The organism is Aquabacterium soli (assembly GCF_003933735.1).
In the GTDB taxonomy this organism is placed as follows: Bacteria; Pseudomonadota; Gammaproteobacteria; order Burkholderiales; family Burkholderiaceae_C; genus Aquabacterium; species Aquabacterium soli.
Genome location: NZ_RSED01000027.1, coordinates 18,555 through 38,279, shown reverse-complemented (window position 1 = coordinate 38,279; position 19,725 = coordinate 18,555). Strand labels below are relative to the sequence as shown.

The window sequence follows — 19,725 nt, the reverse complement described above, 5'->3', positions numbered from 1 at the left end:
CTTTCAATTGATCCTTGCCGCCAAGTTCATGCCGCATATGCCAATTGCATGAGAGGCGCATGAGATGAGAATGCTCGACGACCCGCGACTGGAGGGAGTGCTCATCAGCCGCCCGTGGCCGACATGAACCGCACGACCCGCTCCGGCCTTTCATGAAACTCGTGGCGTTCGGGCTTGTTGGCCACCGCCAGCCGGATCGCGTCCGCCAGATCGGCATCCGACGCACCGCTCCTCACCATCCGGCCCAGCGGCGTTGCGTCGTTGTGGCCAAGGCACGGGTAGAGCGTCCCGTCCACCCCCAGCCTCAGCCTGTTGCACGCGGCGCAGAAGTGCTGCGACATGGGCGTGATCACGCCCAGCATGGCGGAACTGCCCGGCACGCGCCAACTTTGCGCAGGGCCGGTCCGGACAGGTTCGGTGTGCGGGATGAGGTGATGCTTCTTGACAAGCCTTCTGGCCATCGCCGTCACGTCGACAGCGGTCTTTCCCAGATCCGCATGCCCGACCGGCATGGTTTCGATCAGGCGCAGCACCAGTCCATTCTTGACCGCGAACTGCAGCATGTCGTCGACCTCATCGTCATTGACACCGGCCTGCAGCACCATGTTGATCTTGACCATCCGAAAGCCCAGTTGCCGTGCCAGCTGGATGCCCGCCAGCACATCCTCCAGGCAGTCGCGGTGGGTGATCTCGTGGAATCTCTCCGGCGTCAATGTGTCCAGGCTGATGTTCAGCCGGTGCAACCCGGCGGCCTTCAAGGCATGGGCGTGAGCAACCAGGTGAGCGCCATTGGTCGAAAGCGACAGGTCTTCCAGGCCCGCCAGCGAGGACATGCTTCGGACCAGATCGGGCAGGTTCCGGCGCAGCAAGGGTTCTCCTCCGGTGAGCCGAACCTTGCTGATGCCCAGGCGGACGAACAGGCTCACGAGGCGACACATCTCCTGGTGGCTGAGCCAGGCGGCCGGCTCCTGAAACCCCTTGAACGCCTTCGGCATGCAGTAGCTGCAACGCATGTCACAGCGATCGGTCACGGACACGCGCAGGTAGTCGATGACGCGGCCAAAGCCATCCTTCAGCTGCGCCGCCCCGGCCCATGCACGAGCCCCTTGTTCAGGCCCCATGACGATCCAGCAGGTAGAGCTTGTCCTTCTGGTCCTTGAACCGGGCATGCTCCGGCAACGGGTCTTTTCTCTGGTTGATGACTGGCCACTGGCCTGCCGCGGCGATCTCTGCATTGAGCCCCAGGAAGTGTTCCTGGCCTGGTGGAAGGTCCTCCTCGGCATAGATGGCCTCCACCGGGCATTCAGGAACACACACCGCGCAATCGATGCAGCCGCTGGGATCAATGACCAGGAAGTTGGGGCCCTCCATGAAGCAGTCCACAGGGCATACGTCCACGCAGTCGGTGTATTTGCATTGAATGCAGGCGTCTGTCACGACAAAGGTCATTGATGTCTCCTCGGCTCAATGGGCATCCACGGGGGCACGCCACAACGCCGCCTCTTTACAAAATGGTCATTTAGTAAATGGATGCTATGTTACGATGCCCCCCTCTGTCAAGGATCCGCATGCGCTACTCGAAAAGCCACAAGGAAGACACACGCCGCAAACTGCTGGACAGCAGCCGTGCACTGGTCAAGAAGGGCGGGTTCGATTCCACGGGCGTGGAAGCCCTGATGTCCGCCATCGGCTTGACGCCGGGGGCGTTCTACAGTCACTTCCCCTCCAAGCAGGCCTTGTTGCAGGAGGTCATCCGGGAAGAGATGCAATACAGCCTGTCGATGCTCAAGCCGCAGCCGCTGGACGCGGGCTTGACCATGAGCCAACGCACCAAGGCCTACCTGAGCATCCCGCACGCGCAGCACCCGGAAGCTGGGTGCGTGCTCCCGGCCCTGGGCTCCGAATTGGCACGCATTCCGGCCGAGGTGAAATCCATCATCGAAGACGGGCTCAAGGAAATGCACGCCGTCTGGAATGAAGAGCTCGAGGATCAGGACGCCGCCTGGGCTGTGATCGCCCAATGCGTCGGTGCCGTCATCCTGGCTCGCTCGGTCAAGTCCGAGGCCACGCGCCGCGAAATCCTCCGGGCGAATCGCAAGCGGGTGGACGCGCTGCTCCAGTCAAAGCCAGGCAGTGACTGAGGGATCAGAAATCGCGGCCGACGCTCACCGTCAATAGCCAGGGATTCAGCTTGGCATCGAAAGACCGTGTGTACCTGCCCAGACTGGGCGACTGATTGTCACCACTGCGGGCGGCGGCAAGCTGGCCGGCAACCCCCGGCACCAGATTCTGTGTATTGAACTTCGTGCCGTTGATGATCTCGATCGCCGTGAGTGTGTTGGGGCCAATGTCACGTGCGGCCTGGACCAGCGCGGGGCTCAGCGCCGTGCGGCTCGGATCCGCGTCGGTCACCGCCTTGGCCTGGGTGCGCAACCAGATGTGGCCCAGCGTCGCATTCAATGTCCAACCATCGCCCATCTTGATGTCTGCACCCAGGAAGCTGGCCGGGCCGTAGGCGTTCTTGATGCTGATGCTGGTACGCCCGCCAGCGTAGTCCTCCAGCGATTTCGAAGCATTCGTGTCGAAGAACAGGAAGTAGTAACCGCCGATGCCAATGGAGGGCCGAAACCAGGCGTCCTTGTTCCCGGCGATGTACTTCGCATAGGCAATGGGCCCCAGGGCCTTGGTGGACAGCACCTTCCCAAGATTGACTGCATCACTTCCCTGGCCGCCAATCCTTCCAGCGCCTTGGGCAGACACATCAAAGGGTTGGCCAAGGACATACGCTTCGATGGCCCAGTGTCGATCATCGTCCAGGTAGCGCCCCATCGTGACCGTGAACCCACCGGCTTGCCTGGCTTTCACCGTCACGCCGTCAGGAATTCCCAGCCCTTGGTTTTCATAATCAGATGGATGATCCCTCGCCATGCTGCTGGACAACAGTTGAAGTGCCTGCGCGTACTGAGGATCGAGGCCCGGCGTGAATTCGTCCCCGTACTTGACGACCCTCTGCCCGAGTTCCGTGGCGTTGCCGTTCTTGTTGCTGGGCTTCAGGGTGGTGTACCCGATGCGCCAGTACATGTTTTGAGCAGGCTTCAGCTGCAACTCATCGGCTTTCTCCACGGAGGTCTGAGCGTATGTGCCGGCGGCGGCCCAGCAAGCGAATCCGAAGAACACCAGATCCCTGGGTATGCGCATCAGAGGCCCCCTTCCAATCCTTTGCGGGACTTGCGAGACCCGGCCCGGGCGAGGACCATGCCCAGGACGCCAACCATCCACAGCGCGCTGGTGGACGGCTCGGGAACCGCGCTGACAGGCTTCCTGAACCAGGGCACCACCGTGGTCTGGATCGTGCCGAAGTCGAGTTGCTTCAGGACGGGCACCATGAATGTCGGAACCTGCACCGCATCGGCGAACCGTTGAGCGCCTTCATCCGTGAAGTGCAGATTGCCCAGCCCCAGTTGGAAAGACACACCACCCTTCAAGTTGAACGTCAGGGGCTGCGTCACGGAGAATGTGAGCAGTGGCGCCCTGGTCGAGCCCATCGCTGTCACGACATCACCTGTCACGATTTTGCTGCCGAAGTCGATGGCCAGGTTCGCAAGGCTGACCTTCGACTGGTTGAGCGTGTTCAAGAAGTCCAGAGAAACACCGGCGACCTCGGCCTCCAGAATCGACAGAGAGGGGGGCAGAAGCTTGATGTCCAGCGTGGCCTCGGATACTGGGAGGTTGAAGACGCCGTCGCTGATGGCGCTCGCCTTGCCGCCAGGAGACACTTGGATCCCAGTGACGGCCAATGTCTGAAGCACAGTCGAGCTGAGCGTCATCGTCGCATTGGCATCCAGCCAGGAGGTGTTGAGTGTCAACGGCGAGGACCACGCGCTGGCATGAAACGTGGCAGCAGCGAGAACGCTGGCCGCAGCCGAGAAAAGGTATCGAACCATATGGCACCTCTAAAAAAAACGGCCGCAGGACGCGGCCGAAAAGAGTAGTGGAGTAACAGGAAAGTCAAAGAGCGATGGTCAACGGGTCAGCCGGCGGCGCCGGGCTTGCACCAGGGCGATCAGGCCCACGCCCATGCCCATGAGGGCGAAGGTGGACGGCTCCGGTACACTGGGTACGGCTGCGAACTGGCCGTTGAGCGCGATCGTGCCGAAGTTGATGCTCGGGAACAGCGCCTGCTGAATGAAGGTAGGAACACCCAGGGCATTGCCAAGTTCGGGGATGGCCGTGCCGGTCAGCTTCAGGTTCCCGATGGACGTGCTGACATTGCCGCCCGAGGCCAGGATGTTGGTGCTGCCTGCGGCTGTGCCAGTGAACAAGGCCAGCTTGGAAATCGTCTTGCCTTGATAAGAGCCGAAGTTGCTGGAGAACGAAGAGGTGACCACATCGGCGTATACCGTCACCGAGGCCGTATCGAGCGAGATGTTGCTCAACACCACCTGGGCACCTTTCGTCGTGGACGACGTCAGGGTGAAGCCGCCGAAGCCGGTCAACGACGTGACGTCGAAATTGCTGTTCCAGATCACCCGGGGATCATCGGACGTCATGGTGATCTTGGCGCCGTCGAATGTGGCGGGTGCCGTGGCAGTGACGCCGACGCCTGCGGTGTTGAGCGCCGCGAGCGAGTCGCTGGTGAAGGTCAGGACGGCTCCACCGTCCGTGAAGGTATAGCCAGGTCCTGAGGCCTGGGCGGCGCAACTGACCGCGGCAACTGCCGCGATCATCAGCGCCTTGAGCGGCTTGATGGTCATGTTTGATCCTCTTTCTTGAAGGTTGCTGATCGACGCCATGCCGTGTTGGAAACTGTGTTCCCTCCTGCATGCCGTCTGCTTCACATGGTGCCGACGGCGTGCACCTTGCGCATCGGGTCGATCTCGATCGCATGCATGCGATGCGCGCATGGCCGCTCAAGGCCTCACAACTGCCGCAGAGGCCAGCTCAGGCTCAGCCTGGCACCACGGCCATGTCCCGAGTCGACCTGCATCGACAGACCCATGTCCCTTGCTCTGGAAGCGATGTTGTGCATGCCCCGCCCCGCGTGCTCGGCGGCTGGAGCAAACCCGATGCCGTCATCACTGATGGCTATTCCGCAGACGTCATGCGCTGCATCCGAGAAGGTTCGGACGGTCACGTGGGTGGCCTTGGCATGCTTGACGATGTTCGCGAAGATTTCGTAGAGCATCCGCTGCAGGCTTGCGAGGTCTTCGGGCGTGAATCGCCTGTCCGATGCGAGGGGCGTCACAGCCCAGGTGAGCGTGATGCCCGCGCGTTGCCACCGATCCCTGAGCCGATACCTGATCTGCGCCAGAAGGTCGATCACGTCCTTCGCCACAGGGTCGAGCGCATCCATCGTCAGCCTCAACTGATCAAGGAGATCCTTGAGTTCGGCGACCAGGTCGGCCTTCCCGACGTCGTCGGCCTCCACATCCGACAGGATGTGGACCAGTTGCGAGCCCAGGCCATCGTGGAGATCCCGCGCAATGCGGGATCTCTCCCTGAAGGCGGCTTCCGTCTTGGCCTTCTCCTGCACTGCTGCGTGCAGGCGCTCGAGTTCCAGGCGCTGTCGATCAACCTCCACCTGCAAATCCACCTTGAAGCGTTCCTCGGCCACCAGGGCCCCGGACACGCGGATGTAGGTGGTCACCACCACGGACAGCAAGGCGCTGACGGAAGCGACGGGGGCCAGCCGAAGGAACTCATAGCTGGAAGGAGCGCTGGAGATGAAAGCGTGCCAATCGTCCAGAAGCGTGCAAGCGCTCACGCCCACGGCCGACAACAGGATCAGCGTGCGTTTCGCAGAGGGTGATTTCAGAACCTCCCAGGCCACGATGGCCGTCGGCCAAAGGCCCAGCACATGCGACATGCAGTACCAGAGCCACATGGCCTCTTGCCCCCCCGGCACCTCCAGGAACGAAGCGGCCACGGCCGGCAGCACCACCAGCAGCAGGACTTTGGAACCCGTTTGCCACAGCGGTGCCCGGCGATCGATGTATCGCAACAGCAAGAATCCCGACACCAGGAAGGCGGCCCCGGCACTGGCGTAGACCATGCTCTCGCCGGCCTGCGCAGGAAACCACCCTGCTCCCCAGAAGACCAAGGCTTCGCGAAGGCTCATGAGCAAGGTGATGCACGAGAACAGTCCGACGGCCCTGGATCGGAGGTGATAAGCGACCCACCCCGATCCCAGGCTCATGATCAAGGTGGCCGTGAAGACCGACAGGCCACCGCCCATCAGCAGGGCTTCTCTCGCCTCGTGACGAGATTCGAGCTCGGTCAATGATCCGTAGGCAATGGATGACAGTCCACTGGCGCGGCCGCCCTGTCCGGCGACGACGATGTGGACATGGCGTGGCCTTGCACGCTCGGGCGTGTGCGGCAGGCTGAGCAGCCACGGCTTGTCGGCGATGGTGTGGGCGCTGCCCATGCCTGCAATGAGCTGGTCGTCCAGCCAGATGGCCACCAACGTGCTGGCCCGTGGTATCCAGAGCCCCTGGGTCGTGGCGAGTGAAGAATCGCTGTGGGCATCTGCACCTGCCTGGTCCGGCAGAACGATGTGATACGTCCATGTGTCACTGCGGCCCGACATCCGCCACGGATCGGGCAGGCGCGCTGGAGATGCCACCCGTCTATCCATGGCGCGGCCCGGCCCCCAGGCCCCGGGCGTCACGTCGGCAGCACGGATCCACGTGATGCCCCGTGCTGCGGGCTGCCATGTCAATGGAAGCATCACGCCGCCGAGCACGACGCTCAGCCCGGCCAGGATCGCCAGAAGCGCCATGGCCCTGGCCATCGCCACGCTCATGACCGGTGCAGCCATCTCCTTTTCCTTGCCTCGTCGAGCGCGTCGATCCTGGAATGCACACCGAGCTTGCCGTAGATGCCCCGGATGTGGTGCCGGAACGTGTTGAGCGACATCTGGAGCAGCTCGGCCCCCTCCTCGTACGCATAGCCTTGACTCAGGCAATCCAGGACGGCCCTCTCCCGCGACGTCAAGTCGGCTGCGGGCGGGTGTTGCTCCGTTCTGTCATCCGGGTACCCGGCAGCTCCCTGACCGTGCGGCACGGACTGTTTGAACGAGGCCAGCAGGCGTGCAGCGATCCTGGGCGAGATGGGCGCCCCGCCCTCCATGGCGTTCCCGAGGTGTTCGAGCAGCGCTTCATCCCCGTCCCCCTTCTGTATGAAGCCCATCGCGCCCGCATGAAGCGCGCCGATGATGGCATCGTCGTCCGCGAAGATGGAGATGACCAGCACGTGTGTGCGCGCATGGGTGGCCAAGGCCTCGCGGATCACCGTCAGGCCGCTGCCATCGGGCAGGCCCAGGTCCACCAGCCAGATCTCCGGCCAGTCCGCCGCGGAGCAGCCAGCCATCCACTCCAAGGCGCCCTGGACCGAACCAGACTCGAACCACAGCTCGAACTGGTCGGTTTGTCCTATCGTCCTGGCGAACTTCTGGCGAATGGACAGGTCATCCTCGACCAGTCCGATCCGCATGCGACGAGGAGCCGCGGGCCTTCTCACTGTATGTCCAGTCATCGTTGTTGCGACGGCGCAGTGGTTCAGGGCAACCCGAATGTCCTTCTGATGCTTGCATCGACGGGGCTCGAAGGCATGAAGCGGCGCAGCTTTTGCAACAGCGAAGCCTGCCCGCTGGGCGCGATCCGCATGCGCCACGTGCCCAGAGCCGCGGCGATGATGGTTTTGGCCACCGTGGAAGGATCAGGCGCGCTGTCGAGCTGTCGGACCAGGGCATTGGAGACCAGCGCGCGCTCCAGGTCGTAACCGGGAATGGGCGACACCGCCCTGAGCGAATGGGCCTCCAGATTCGTCTTGGTGAAAGATGGCTGGACCAGGGTGACACGGATGCCGAATTGCCTCAGCTCATGGTCCAGGCTTTCGGAAAGGCCTTCAAGGGCATGCTTGGACGCCGCATACAGCCCCATGTAGGGCGCCGGAAGAAAGCCCAGCACGGAGCTGACGTTCACGATCCTTCCGTGGCGCTGGGCACGCATGTGCGGCAGCACAGCCTGGGCTGCGCGGATCACGCCGAACACGTTGGTATCGAAAACAGCTTGGGCCTCGTCCAAGGTGGTCTCCTCCACCGCGCCAAGCATGTTCACGCCCGCGTTGTTCACCAGCACATCGATGCGCCCGGCCTGGTCGACGATGGACTGGATGCAGCGCTGGACAGAGGCGTTGTCGCGCACATCCATGACGGTCAGTTCGACACCCGGTATGGGAGTTGTGCTGCCGAGGCTGCGCACCGTGCCGTAAACGCGGCATCCCCGTGCTGCAAAGGCTTCTGCGGCGATGCGGCCGATGCCCGAGGACACGCCCGTGATGACGACGACTTCTGAATACATGTCAAATCCTTCCCGGGAGCGGGTGTTGAGGCCTGATCTTGAACCAGATGGAGTACATGGCCGGCAAGAACACGAGGGTCAGAACAGTGCCTGCCAGGGTGCCCCCGATCAGCGTGTAGGCCAGCGTTCCCCAGAACACCGAATGCGTGAGGGGGATGAAGGCCAGGATCGCCGCCAGCGCGGTCAACACCACGGGCCGTGCCCGCTGCACCGTGGCCTCGACCAGCGCATCGAATGGCGCCAGCCCTGCCTGTTCGTTGTGATGGATCTGCCCGATCAATATCAGGGTGTTGCGCATCAGGATGCCCGACAAGGCGATCAGGCCGACCAGCGCATTGATGCCGAAGGGCTGCTGGAACATGATCAAGGTCGGCACCACGCCGATCAGGCCCAGCGGGCTGGTCAGGAAGACCATCACCATCGCCGAGATCGAGCGCACCTGCAGGATGATGATGAGCAGCATCATCGCGATCATGATCGGGAACAAGGGCAGCATCGCGGTGGTGGCCTTGGCGGATTCCTCGATGGAGCCAGCCTGCTCGATCCGGTAGCCCGCAGGGATCGTGTCGATGACAGGCTGCAGTTGCTTGAGCACGGCCGTGGACACGTCCGGCGGCTGCAGTCCTTCCGCGATGTCGCCGCGCACCGTGATCGTCGGCGTGCGGTCGCGCCGCCTCAGGATGGGGTCCTCCATGCGCACATCGACGGCGCCCACCTGCGACAGCGGAATGCGTTGCCCCGCCGCGCCCACCAGCGTCAAGTCGGCGATCTTCGCGGGGTCGAGACGGATGCCGCCAGCCGCGCGGCCGACCACCTGCACTGAGCGGATGTCCTCTCGCACTTCGGTGAGCGGCACGCCGCTCAACAGGAATTGCAGTTGCAAGGCCAGCGATTGGGTGCTCAGGCCCAGGGCCTGGGTGCGATCCTGGTCCAGCGTGAAGTGCAGCGTGGGCACACGCGCTCCCCAATCCGTGTTGACGGTGCGCATCATCGGGCTGGCGTGCATGATGGCCTCGACCTGTGCGGCGATTTCACGCAGCTTGCCCGGGTCCGGCCCCATGACGCGGTAGGCCACCGGAAACGGCGAAGGCGGGCCGAACACGATCTGGGTGACGCGTATGCGCGCCTCGGGCGCCAGGCCATCTGCTGCGGCCTGGCGCAGCCTGAACTTGAGCGCTTCGCGCTCCTTGTCGTCACCCGTGAGAACCACGATCTTGGCGAAGGACGGATCGGGCAGCTCCGGCGACATCGCCAGGAAGAAGCGCGGAGCGCCCTGGCCGATGTAGGCGGTCACGATCCGGGCTTCCTTCTGCTTGGCCAACCAGGCTTCGACCTTCGCAGCCGCGGCGCTGGTCTGCTCGATCGAGGTGCCGTAAGGCATCTGGATCTCGACCAGGACCTCCGGCCGGTCGGAGGTCGGGAAGAACTGTTTCTTCACCAGCCCCATGCCGACGATGGCGAGCACGAACAACCCCACGACTGCGCCGGCGACCAGCCACTTGCGGGCGATGACGCGGCCCAGCACGCGCCGGAAGCGGTTGTAGTGCCGTGTGTTGTAGATGGCCTGATGCCCACCCTCGACCCGCTGGATGTCGGGCAGCATCTTCACGCCCAGATACGGCGTGAACGCCACCGCCACCACCCACGATGCGATCAGGGCGATGCCGACGATCCACAACATGTTGCCGGTGTACTCGCCCGCCGTGGAGCGCGCGAACCCATTGGGCATGAAGCCGACCGCCGTGACCAGCGTGCCCGACAGCATGGGTGCCGCCGTGTGGCTCCAGGCGTAGGCAGATGCCGCGACACGGTCGTAGCCTTCCTCCATCTTCACGACCATCATCTCGATGGCGATGATGGCGTCGTCCACCAGCAGGCCCAGGGCCAGGATCAGCGAGCCGAGCGTGATGCGGTCGAAGTTCTTGCCCGTGGCCGCCATGATGACGAACACGGCCGCCAAGGTCAGCGGCACTGCCGCCGCCACGACGATGCCGACACGCCAGCCCATGCTCACGAAGCAGACCACCATCACCACGAGCAATGCCACGAAGAACTTGACCATGAACTCGTCCACCGCCGAGCGGATGTTGACGGCCTGGTCGGTCACTTTCGTCAGGGTCATGCCCAATGGCAGGCCTGCGTTGATCTTGCTGGTCTCCGCTTCAAGGGCCTTGCCGAGATCAAGCCCGTTCCAGTCGTCGCGCATCACGACGCCCAGCAGCAGGGCCGGTTCACCGTTGTTGCGGATGCGGAATGTGGCCGGATCTTCATAGCCCCGCTCGACCGTCGCCACGTCCGCGAGTTTCAGCGTGCGTCCTTGCGCCACGATCGGGGTCTGACGGATCTTCTCCAGCTTGTCGAACGCACCATCCACGCGGATGAAGACCTGCGGCCCCCTGGTCTCGATGGAGCCGGCGGGCGTCAGGACATTCTGGCTGTTGAGCGCGGCGAAGATCTCCTGAGGTGCGATGCCCAGCGAGGCCAGGCGGTCGTGGGCGAAGGACACGAAGATGCGTTCGGGCTGCTCCCCGATGATGTTGACCTTCTTCACGCCGGGCACATGCAGCAGCTGCTGGCGCAACGCCTCCGCGTCGCGCACCAGCAGGCGCTGCGGTTCGCCCTTGGCCTTGAGCGCAAAGAGCGCGAAGGTCACGTCGGCATATTCGTCGTTGACGATGGGCCCGATGACACCGCCAGGCAGCTTCCTGGCCTCGTCGGCCAGCTTCTTGCGGGCCTGGTAGAACTCTTCCTGAACTTGCGATGGAGGCGTGCTGTCGAGCAGCGACACCATGGTGAAGGCCAGGCCAGGGCGGGTGTAGGTTTCGGCGCGGTCATACCACCGCAGCTCCTGCAGACGCTTTTCCAGCGGCTCCGCCACCTGATCCTGCATCTCCTGTGCCGTTGCCCCTGGCCAGACTGTGACGACCGTCATCTGCTTGATCGTGAATGGCGGGTCTTCAGCGCGCCCCAGCTGCAGGAAAGCAAGAATGCCCGCAGCCGAGATCAGGAAGATCAGGAACAGCGTGATGGACCGCTCGCGCACGGCGAGCGCAGACAGGTTGAATCGGGCCTCGCTCACGGACGCGCTCCTGGCGTCGTGGCAGCGGCCGTGCGCGTGCCTACACGCACCTCTTCGCCATCACGCAGAAGGTGGGCACCCAGCGCGACAATCTGTTGGCCCGGCTTCAGTTCCCCGGTCACCTGTGCGCTGTCGTCTCCCAGACGCTGGAGCTGGACGGCGCGCCACGACACCTTCGCCGGCGCCCCGGTGATGAGCCATACACCCGGCCCCTTGCCGGCATCCGCGATGGCAGTGAGCGGCACCTGCAGGCCGCCGCTCACCAAGGCTTGCCCGCTGTCGATGCGGATGGTGACGGTGCTGCCCACCGCAGCGCTGGCCAGCTCACCTTCCAGCACATACCTGGCTTCGAAGGTCCGCGTCAGCCGATCCGCGGCGCCCGAGATCTGCCTCAGTCTGGCCCGAGCACCAGCGTCCTTGCCAAAAAGCGTGGCCTGCGCGAATGAGCCGATCGCGGGGCGCAACGTCTCGGGCAGTTGAACCACCGCTTCGCGCTGGCCGGCATGCGCCAGGCGCACGACGGGCTGGCCAGCGTTGACGACCTGCCCCGGCTCCGCGAGCGTCTCCATGACGACACCGTCGCCGTCGGCCAAGAGTTCCGTGTAGTGGCTGGCATTGCTGGCGACATCCGCCTGGGCCTGGGCCGCGCTGTACTGCGCCTTTGCCGCATCCGCCGCGGCCTTGGCCTGATCGTAGGCCGACGTGGAGATCGCACCGGTGCCTCGCAGGTCGCGGTAGCGTGCTTCATCCTCCGCGGTCTGCAGTGCCCGTGCTTTGGCCGCCGCCACCGCGCCTTCCTGCGCCAGCACGGCCAACTTCAGATCTGCCGCGTCGATGCGCATGAGCGGCTGGCCACGTTTGACCACCTGCCCGGCATCCACCAGCCGCTGCAGCACTTTGCCGGACACGCGAAACCCCAGGTCGCTCTGGACCCGCGCAGCCACGGTGCCCGTGAACGAGCGCTCGGCAGAGGCGGCCTCCGCCACGACAACCGCCCGCACCAGGGGCGCCTCGGTGCGCGGATCGGCAGGAGGCTTGTCGCCGCAGGCCGTCAATGCCAACGGCAGTGCGCACCAGGCCGTGAAGTTCGCGAAACACCGCCGCATGAAAGCCCCATCGATGAGTGGATCGAGCTTTCATTATGTTTACAGTGACCAAATTAGTCAATGGTCACAATGCATGATCATGGCGAAAGACTGCGCAACACCAAGTTGGAGAGGTGGGTGGGCGCCTGGTCCGAGTAGTTCATGCTGTGCTGCAGCAGCAGGGGATTGAGGTAGGGGTGCATCACCAGGCAGATCGACATGACCACCTCGTCCAGTGGCGTCTTGCGTTCGAAATCACCCGTTTGTCGCCCTTCCTGCACCACGTCCCGAAGCAGTTGCAGGATTTTCTGCTCGTAGACCAGCACCGAAGGCCACTTCTCTGTGGCGGATGTCGCCGCGATCTCGTACAGATTGCGGTCATCGTAGAACAGCGCCATACCGGCCTCGGTCATGGCCCTGAACATGGCCCGCAGCTTTTCAGGGGGCGTGCCGGCCCGGTTCACCGCCGTGCGGATCTCCGATTCGATGCTGAACAGGCAGTTGCTGCAGATCATCTCGCCGATGGCCTGCTTCGACTCGAAGAACTTGTAGATGTAGGCTTTCGAAAACCCGACGGCCTTGGCCAGGTCCGACACGGTGGTTTTCCCATAGCCATACCGGCTGAAGTGCTCGGTGGCCGCAGCGACGATCTGGTCACGCAGGTCATGCTCGGCCGGTCCACGGGTCGTGGTGGATGGGGTGCTTGTCTTCATGGGCACAGCTTACGCCAAGCCAAGGTGGCTTGAAAACCAGTGACCATTTGGTATTATGGTCACAAACCACCACCGACTGAAGGATGCCGACATGTTGCCCAGACACGCCCTCCCCGTTGCGCTCATGGTCGGCACCCTGGCCACCGGGTGTGCTGTCGGTCCGGATTACGTCCAACCCGACATGCCCCTGCCGCCACGCTACCAGGCGCAGGCCGCGTCGAACATGCCCGCTGAAGCGACCAGGGACATCGCCACCTGGTGGACCCGCTTCGGCGATCCTCAGCTGGCGCGCTTCGTGACCCTTGCCCTTGAGCAGAACCTCGATCTGGCGCAGGCCTACGCCCGGGTCACCCAGGCACGCGCCGGACTTGGCGCAACCCAAGCCGCACTGCAGCCCTCGGCCCATGTCACCGGGCAGGCCGCCAGGGCGTACCAGTCGGTCGAAACGCCTTTGGGACAGGTCCTGAACGGCAGACCCGGATTCGACCGGTACGGCAACAGCTACGAAACCAATCTCGGCGCAAGTTGGGAAGTGGATGTGTTCGGTGGCCTGCGCCGGGGACGGCAAGCCGCACTGGCCGACTACCAGGCATCTCAGGCCGGTGCAGACGCCACCCGCCTGGTCGTGGCCGCCCAGACGGCCGACATCTACATCGTCATCCGCGGTTTGCAAAGCCGTCTGGACATCACCCGACGGCAGGCCAAGGCGCAGCAGGATCTGCTCTCCACCATCAAGCTCTTGTACGACAAGGGACTGGCTGCCGAACTGCAGGTCCGGCAGGCGGAAGGCGCCCTGGCGCAGGTGGAGGCCGCCATCCCCGCCCTGGACATGGCACTGGACACGGCCATGAACGCACTGGACGTGATGCTCGGCTCGCCCCCTGGCACGCATCGGGTGGAACTGGCCGATGCCGGTGCCATCCCCTCGCCTCCGGCCATCGAGGGCACCGGCTCACCGGCCGACCTGCTCAAGCGTCGGCCCGACCTGATGGTGGCAGAGCGCCGGCTGGCCGCGTCAAACGCGCGCATCGGCGTGGCCATGGCCGAGTACTACCCCAAGCTCTCGCTGAGCGGCCTGATCGGCAGCGCGACCGTGGTCTCCGGCGGCAACCTGTACAGCAGCGGCGCAAGCCAGGCCGCCGGCATGCTGGGCCTTCGCTGGCGCCTGTTCGATTTTGGCCGGATCGACGCGCAGATCCAGCAGGCCAGAGGCCAGGAGGCCGAGCTGCTGGCCGCCTACCGGCTTGCAACACTGCGCGCCACGGAAGATGTCGAAAACGCCTTGTCGACACTGGTCAATCGCGAGGCGCAGGCCGCCGTGCTGACCAAGGGCGTGGCGTCCCTCGACCGGGCGCGAGGCGCCTCGTTCGCCGCGTATCAGAAGGGCGTGGTCAGCCTGATCGAAGTCCTGCAAGCCGACGACAACCTGCTCAGGGCCTCCGATGCGCGTGCCCAGGCCCAGGTTGAAGCCGCGCGTGCCGCCGTGGCCGCGTTCAGAGCGCTTGGCGGTGGCTGGCAGGCCACCCGGCTGGCGAGCAATTGACCATTGCCAAGCCTGAAGGAAACCTGTCGTGATCGGAGGGGCTCCGACCGTTCAGGCCATAGGCAGCATCACGCCATCACCATCGGATTGCCGCCGGGCAATGTCGCCAGCAGGCCGTGCCCCATCAACCGCGACGGTGTGGTGAAGCCCGGTGAGGCGCCCTTGTCCAGCAAGAACTGCGTGACAGCCAACGCGCCTGGCACCGTCAGGCTGTAGCCGTTGGCTGTGGTCACGCGGGCCGTCCTGCGCACGCCATGGGCGTTGATGGCTTCGCCCCAGACGTAGGCAGGCATGCGTGCACGCGAGGCTTCGTCAGGCCCCTTGACCACCATGGACACGACAGCGGCCAGGGCACGCTGCACGACAGCCAGCTTCATCACGGGGCGCATCCAGTTGCCCAGCTTCATGCCCAGGATCGAGGCCCGCGATGCGGGTACATACACCGTGATGTTGGGGATGCCGGTGGTGTGGAATGCCGTGGACACGTCGCCCCATGGAACGGCCACCGCCAGGCGTTCGCCCCGGCCAAAGTCAATGCGCCGCGTCTCATGGGCCAGTGGCACCTGCAGCAAGTGTCCGTTGCGTCGCACGCGGCCGCCTTGAGGCGCGCTTTCCAGCGTGGTCTTCATCGTGCCGGGCGACAGGCTGACGGTGGTGTCGAACCCCAGGCGCAGTTCGGTGGCATCGGGCAGTGCCTCTTTGAGTGCCGCCGCCACACAATCGGTGGGGATGACATCGAAGCCGACGCCAGGGCACAGCACCACGCCGGCCTCGCGCGCAGCACGGTCAGCACGGTGCAACTGCTCGAACACATCGATTTCGCCCGTGATGTCGAGGTAGTGCGCGCCGGCCTTGATGCAAGCTTGCGCCATGGGCTGGCTTGTCGCCGAAAAAGGCCCCGCGGTCAAAAGCACCAACCGAACGCCGCGAAGATGGGCCGCCACAGTGCCTGCGTCATCCAGGTCGAAGACGCAGCTCTGCAGCTTCAGAGCCTGGGCCAGCGCCTCGACCTTGACGCGGTTGCGTCCGGCCAGGATGGGTCGCATGCCCCGGGCCACCGCCTCCCGGGCGATGAGTTCACCCGTGTAGCCGTTGGCGCCGTAAATCATCCACGTCATGGTCGCCTGTCACTTGAAAGGGTTGAAGGCCTTGCCCAGACGATAACCGAGCCAGAGCGGGGTGGGCCGCATGATGGCGGCCAGCAGCTTGTTGACCCAACCGGGTACGCACACCGGCTTGCCTGCCATCACTGCGGCCAGGGCCTCCTTGACCACGGCATCGGGCTGCTGCCACAGGATGCCTGGCAGGTGGTTGGCGATGTTCCTCGTGCCCATGACATCGTGGAATTCACTGTGCGTGAAGCCCGGGCACAAGGCTGTCACGTGGACCCCGTGGGGCTTGAACTCCATGTCCAGTGACTGCGACAACACCAGCACGTACGACTTGATCGCCGAGTAAAGCAGGCTCTCACCCGGTGGTGACAAGGCCGCGAGCGAGGACACGTTGATGATGCGCCCCCAACGGCGCTCGATCATGCCTGGCGCGATGCGGTGCGTGAGCTCGGTCAACGCCGTCATCATGAGCTGCATCTCGCCCCCCACCTGCGACCAAGGGGTCTGTGCAAACTTGGTGTGCCCCGACAGCCCGGCGTTGTTGACAAGGAAGTCGATGTGCCAGCCCAGCTTGTCCAGGTGGGCCATCACGGTGGCCGAAGCATCCACCCGCGTCAGATCAACAGAGAGGACCTCACACTGCACCTGGTGGCGACCGGACAGCTCATCGGCCAGGCTCTGCAGCCGATCGCCGCGGCGGGCGACCAGTAAGAGATCGTGGCCTTGCGCGGCCAGTTGACGGGCAAACGTGGCGCCGATGCCGGCGGATGCGCCCGTGATCAGCGCTTTGCGGCGGGGTGTGCTCATGGTTTCCTGGTCTGGTGTTGGAGTGCGGGGATCTCTTGGCGAACATCGAATCCGCGCTTGGCGGTGCCGATGTCACCGGCATACGGTGCGACAGGGCCGCGCAGGACAAAGGGCAACGCCACCTGCCGCTGCCGAGCGGTGAAGCCCCATGTGCCGATCCCCAGGTACAGGCCAGGTGCCACCCGCCTGACCTCGTCCACCATGTGGATGGCCCCACACATTGACCGATAGGCTGCGTACACCAGGGTGTAAGCCGGGCGTGCGTCGTAGCGTGAAGGCGCGATCAGCGTTTGCATGGGATAGCGCTGAACCTTGCGCCCCAGGTGCGCGAAAGCGTTGTAGCCGCGCCCGGAATGCTCAAACACGGGCCTGAATGCCTTGCAAAGCCAGCGGCCCGGCATCAGCGGGTTGTTGACCGTCAGGTTGCCGATGATCTGAGCCAACGCGCCAGGTTGGGCGAGCAAAGCCGCGGCGAACTCGCCGTCCATCTCGCTCAGCTCTGGCGCGGGCAGCGTTGCAAACAAGGCCATCAACTCCTTGAAGCTCATGGCCTGAAGGGCCGCTTCAGTCAACGCTGGGGCAGAAAAAAGGGTGCTCGCCATGATCTTGAATGACATTCAACACACAAGAGTGTAGCATTTGTTGAATATCATTCAAGGCGCGACACAGACCTTGAGCCATGGCCCGAAACAAAAGAGAAGTCGATCACGACGTCAAACGTGGACAGATCGAGGATGCGGCCTGCAGGCTGTTCCTGGTCGATGGCTACGAGGCCACGTCCATGGCTGCCGTGGCCAAGGCGGCGGGTGTGGCGCCCAACACGCTGTACTGGTATTTCGCCAACAAGGATGATCTGCTGGTGGCCGTTCTGGACCGCCACGTCAACCAGGCGATCGCCCAGTTGGCCACCAAGCAGGACCAGCCGCTGTCAACCCAGTTGAAGTGGTTGCTGGTGGAGTTCCAACGCACCAGCAGGCTGGTGTCCACGGTTCATGCGCGCATGGACCGGTCCGACACGATCCGCGTTTGGCACGACCGCTTCCACGCCATGCTGGATCAGATGCTGGTCGATCGAATGGTGTCCAAAGGGATGTCGCGCGCCAAAGCGTCGGTCATGGCCACTGTGGGTACCTACGTCGTCGAAGGCCTGCTGTCCCATCCGCACACTTCGCAGCAGATGGACAAAGTGGTGCTATGGCTTGCGGGGAACGACCAGCTTTAGCCACAGGGAATGCGCCCTTTCAGACCAGCATCGATTGCTGGGCAAAGATGCCCGCCATCGCGCCCTGCGATGATGCCTGGGTGACCGAGGGCAAGAAGGGCGTGGCGAGGTCGCCAGCGGCGTAGATGCCGGGCACGCCGGTTTGCCGACGCTCGTCTACCTTGAGGACAATGCCGGCAGGCGTATCCACCGTATCGAGGCCAAGTGATTCATGCAGGCTCGCGGACGGCTTGTTGCGCGGATGGGCGAACAGGACGTCGACCGCGATATTGCGATGCGTATCGAGGTTGACGGTGGTGATATGGCCCTGGCGATGGGCGATCTCGACGATCCGGCCATTGACGACAGCGACGTTGCGGCGCGCCAGATCGGCCTGGACATCGGGAGGCATGTCGTGACCATTGGCAAAGACGGTCAGTTTGTCGGTCCAATGTTGGAACAGTCTGGCCTGATTGTGCGACTGAGGGCCGGACCAGACGAGGCCCCAATGCTGGCCGGCGGCTTCGAAGCCATCGCAATAGGGACAGGGCACGATGGACGTGCCCCAGCTTTCGGCAAAGCCCGGGACATCAGGCATCTGGTCGGTGACGCCATAGCTCAGGATCAGGCGGCGCGCCTGAAGGCTTTCGCCATCGTCAGTGAGGACGGAGAAATCGTCGATGCTGCCCGAGATGCTGTCGGCCCGGGCAACGACCAGCCTGATCGTGGGATAGCGCGCCAGCTGTTGCCGCGCCTCGGCCAGGATGTCCAGCGGGGGCTTGTGATCGTGGCCAAGCAGGCCATGCGAGTGGCCGGCGAAGCGATTGCGCGGCCGGCCGGTATCGAGGACGGTGACCTTGCGGCGGGCGCGGCCAAGCTGCAGGGCAGCGGCGAGGCCTGCAAAGCTGCCGCCGATGATGATGACGTCATCCATGGTGATGGCTCCGTGTGGTGGATGGAGTGAGGGTTCAGTCGCTGATCGTCTGTTGCGTCAGCAGGGCTTGTCGTGCTGGCCTAATTTAGTGTACCAACAAGTCCACTAATGTTATTGAGATATATTGAACTGTCAAGTCCAATAATTTTCGCTATGGCCTTTTCCACGACTCCGACCCCAAAGCCCCAACGCGGGCGGCCACGCGATCCCGAGCGCGGTAGGCGCATCCTGGAAGCAGCGCAAAGGCACTTCAACGAGCATGGCCTGGAGCGTGCCAATGTGGATGCCATCGCCGCGGAGGCCGGTGTGTCCAAGATGACCGTGTACAACAACTTCGGCTCCAAGGAGGCCCTGTTCCAGGCGGTCGTGCGCGACAGGACGGCGCCGGTGGTGGCTGGCGTGCCTGGCGCCGTGGCATTGGACCCGGCCCAGCCGGAGCAAGCGCTGCTGGCGATCGGCGCCCGGTTTCTCGCGCTTGCGCGCGGGGACGACGCACTGGGCGCGTTGCGCTCTGTCTACGGCGTCGCGGGGGCGCAGCCGGACATCTGCCGTGCGTTCTACAAGGATGGCCCGGAGCGCGTGAACGGCGAGCTGGCTGCCTACCTGCGCCGGGCTCACTCAGCGGGCACACTGAAGGTGCGGAACCCGCTTCAGGCAGCAGACCTGTTCCTGTCCATGTTCATGGGCTCCGGCCACATCCGCGGACTGCTGAAGCTGGAGATGCCGGAGTCCGCAGAAAACAGGGCCCTTCTGCGCGAGGCTGTGCGGGTGTTCATGGCGGCCTATGGCGCTTAGGCAGTGACTGAACCCTGCACCGTTTGCTGAATGACCACTGTCCTGTCGAAAAGCACCGCGCCGACGAGGCCTCGCTGTGGCCAGCTCAGTTAC

At 64.0% G+C, this 19,725-nt stretch carries 19 protein-coding genes; 4 read left to right on the top strand and 15 right to left on the bottom strand.

Features of this window, described 5'->3' with window-relative positions; genetic code table 11:
* Positions 1-104: 104 nt before the first annotated feature.
* Both moaA and fdxA read right to left on the bottom strand, forming a co-directional pair.
* Entirely contained in the window at positions 105-1,121 is a 1,017-nt protein-coding gene (gene moaA, locus EIP75_RS21910) for a GTP 3',8-cyclase MoaA (protein WP_199758673.1), read from the bottom strand.
* Entirely contained in the window at positions 1,111-1,449 is a 339-nt protein-coding gene (gene fdxA / locus EIP75_RS21905) for a ferredoxin FdxA (RefSeq protein WP_125245333.1), read from the bottom strand. Before fdxA ends, moaA begins: the two co-directional genes overlap by 11 nt.
* Before the next feature lie 119 nt (positions 1,450-1,568).
* Between fdxA and EIP75_RS21900 the strand changes: the two genes are divergently transcribed.
* A complete protein-coding gene (locus EIP75_RS21900; RefSeq protein WP_125245332.1) occupies positions 1,569-2,141 on the top strand; it encodes a TetR/AcrR family transcriptional regulator in 573 nt (190 codons plus the stop codon).
* 4 nt (positions 2,142-2,145) lie between these two features.
* On the opposite strand, the gene EIP75_RS21895 is transcribed toward EIP75_RS21900, so the two are convergent.
* From EIP75_RS21895 to EIP75_RS21855, 9 genes are all read right to left on the bottom strand, one after another.
* Entirely contained in the window at positions 2,146-3,123 is a 978-nt protein-coding gene (locus EIP75_RS21895) for an OmpW/AlkL family protein (RefSeq protein ID WP_158622949.1), read from the bottom strand.
* A 74-nt stretch (positions 3,124-3,197) separates the two neighbouring features.
* On the bottom strand, positions 3,198-3,944 hold the full coding sequence (locus EIP75_RS21890) for a PEP-CTERM sorting domain-containing protein (protein WP_125245330.1): 747 nt from the start codon (positions 3,942-3,944) through the stop codon (positions 3,198-3,200).
* 78 nt (positions 3,945-4,022) lie between these two features.
* Positions 4,023-4,754, bottom strand: coding sequence for a PEP-CTERM sorting domain-containing protein (locus EIP75_RS21885; RefSeq protein WP_199758670.1), 732 nt, complete (start codon positions 4,752-4,754; stop codon positions 4,023-4,025).
* Positions 4,755-4,918: 164 nt separating this feature from the next.
* Positions 4,919-6,820, bottom strand: a complete 1,902-nt coding sequence (locus EIP75_RS21880; RefSeq protein ID WP_125245328.1) for a sensor histidine kinase — start codon at positions 6,818-6,820, stop codon at positions 4,919-4,921.
* Positions 6,802-7,494, bottom strand: coding sequence for a response regulator (locus EIP75_RS21875; protein ID WP_158622948.1), 693 nt, complete (start codon positions 7,492-7,494; stop codon positions 6,802-6,804). The genes EIP75_RS21880 and EIP75_RS21875 overlap by 19 nt, the downstream gene beginning before the upstream one ends.
* 65 nt (positions 7,495-7,559) lie before the next feature.
* Positions 7,560-8,363 (bottom strand): oxidoreductase, encoded by an 804-nt coding sequence (locus tag EIP75_RS21870; protein ID WP_125245326.1) that lies wholly within the window; start codon positions 8,361-8,363, stop codon positions 7,560-7,562.
* A 1-nt stretch (position 8,364) separates the two neighbouring features.
* The gene (locus EIP75_RS21865; protein ID WP_125245325.1) at positions 8,365-11,442 is read right to left on the bottom strand and encodes an efflux RND transporter permease subunit; all 3,078 of its coding nucleotides are present in this window, start codon (positions 11,440-11,442) and stop codon (positions 8,365-8,367) included.
* Complete coding sequence (locus tag EIP75_RS21860) at positions 11,439-12,548, bottom strand: efflux RND transporter periplasmic adaptor subunit (RefSeq protein ID WP_125245324.1); 1,110 nt, start codon at positions 12,546-12,548, stop codon at positions 11,439-11,441. The genes EIP75_RS21865 and EIP75_RS21860 overlap by 4 nt, the downstream gene beginning before the upstream one ends.
* A 77-nt stretch (positions 12,549-12,625) precedes the next feature.
* Complete coding sequence (locus tag EIP75_RS21855) at positions 12,626-13,240, bottom strand: TetR/AcrR family transcriptional regulator (protein ID WP_125245323.1); 615 nt, start codon at positions 13,238-13,240, stop codon at positions 12,626-12,628.
* 91 nt (positions 13,241-13,331) lie between these two features.
* On the opposite strand from EIP75_RS21855, the gene EIP75_RS21850 reads away from it, so the two are divergent.
* Positions 13,332-14,783, top strand: a complete 1,452-nt coding sequence (locus EIP75_RS21850; protein WP_125245322.1) for an efflux transporter outer membrane subunit — start codon at positions 13,332-13,334, stop codon at positions 14,781-14,783.
* A 68-nt stretch (positions 14,784-14,851) separates the two neighbouring features.
* On the opposite strand, the gene EIP75_RS21845 is transcribed toward EIP75_RS21850, so the two are convergent.
* From EIP75_RS21845 to EIP75_RS21835, 3 genes are read right to left on the bottom strand one after another with little or no spacing between them, the layout of a single operon-like run.
* Positions 14,852-15,901: a saccharopine dehydrogenase family protein gene (locus tag EIP75_RS21845; protein WP_125245321.1), complete on the bottom strand. Its 1,050-nt coding sequence runs from the start codon at positions 15,899-15,901 to the stop codon at positions 14,852-14,854.
* 9 nt (positions 15,902-15,910) lie between these two features.
* Entirely contained in the window at positions 15,911-16,702 is a 792-nt protein-coding gene (locus EIP75_RS21840) for an SDR family NAD(P)-dependent oxidoreductase (RefSeq protein ID WP_125245320.1), read from the bottom strand.
* Positions 16,699-17,190, bottom strand: a complete 492-nt coding sequence (locus tag EIP75_RS21835; RefSeq protein ID WP_125245319.1) for a hypothetical protein — start codon at positions 17,188-17,190, stop codon at positions 16,699-16,701. The genes EIP75_RS21840 and EIP75_RS21835 overlap by 4 nt, the downstream gene beginning before the upstream one ends.
* A gap of 191 nt (positions 17,191-17,381) precedes the next feature.
* On the opposite strand from EIP75_RS21835, the gene EIP75_RS21830 reads away from it, so the two are divergent.
* Entirely contained in the window at positions 17,382-17,924 is a 543-nt protein-coding gene (locus tag EIP75_RS21830; RefSeq protein ID WP_125245318.1) for a TetR/AcrR family transcriptional regulator, read from the top strand.
* A gap of 19 nt (positions 17,925-17,943) precedes the next feature.
* Here the strand turns inward: EIP75_RS21830 and EIP75_RS21825 are convergent, their stop codons facing one another.
* A complete protein-coding gene (locus tag EIP75_RS21825) occupies positions 17,944-18,837 on the bottom strand; it encodes an NAD(P)/FAD-dependent oxidoreductase (RefSeq protein WP_125245317.1) in 894 nt (297 codons plus the stop codon).
* Positions 18,838-18,990: 153 nt separating this feature from the next.
* Here EIP75_RS21825 and EIP75_RS21820 point away from each other — a divergent pair, with 153 nt between their 5' ends.
* A complete protein-coding gene (locus EIP75_RS21820; RefSeq protein WP_125245316.1) occupies positions 18,991-19,632 on the top strand; it encodes a TetR/AcrR family transcriptional regulator in 642 nt (213 codons plus the stop codon).
* The last annotated feature ends 93 nt before the right edge of the window (positions 19,633-19,725 follow it).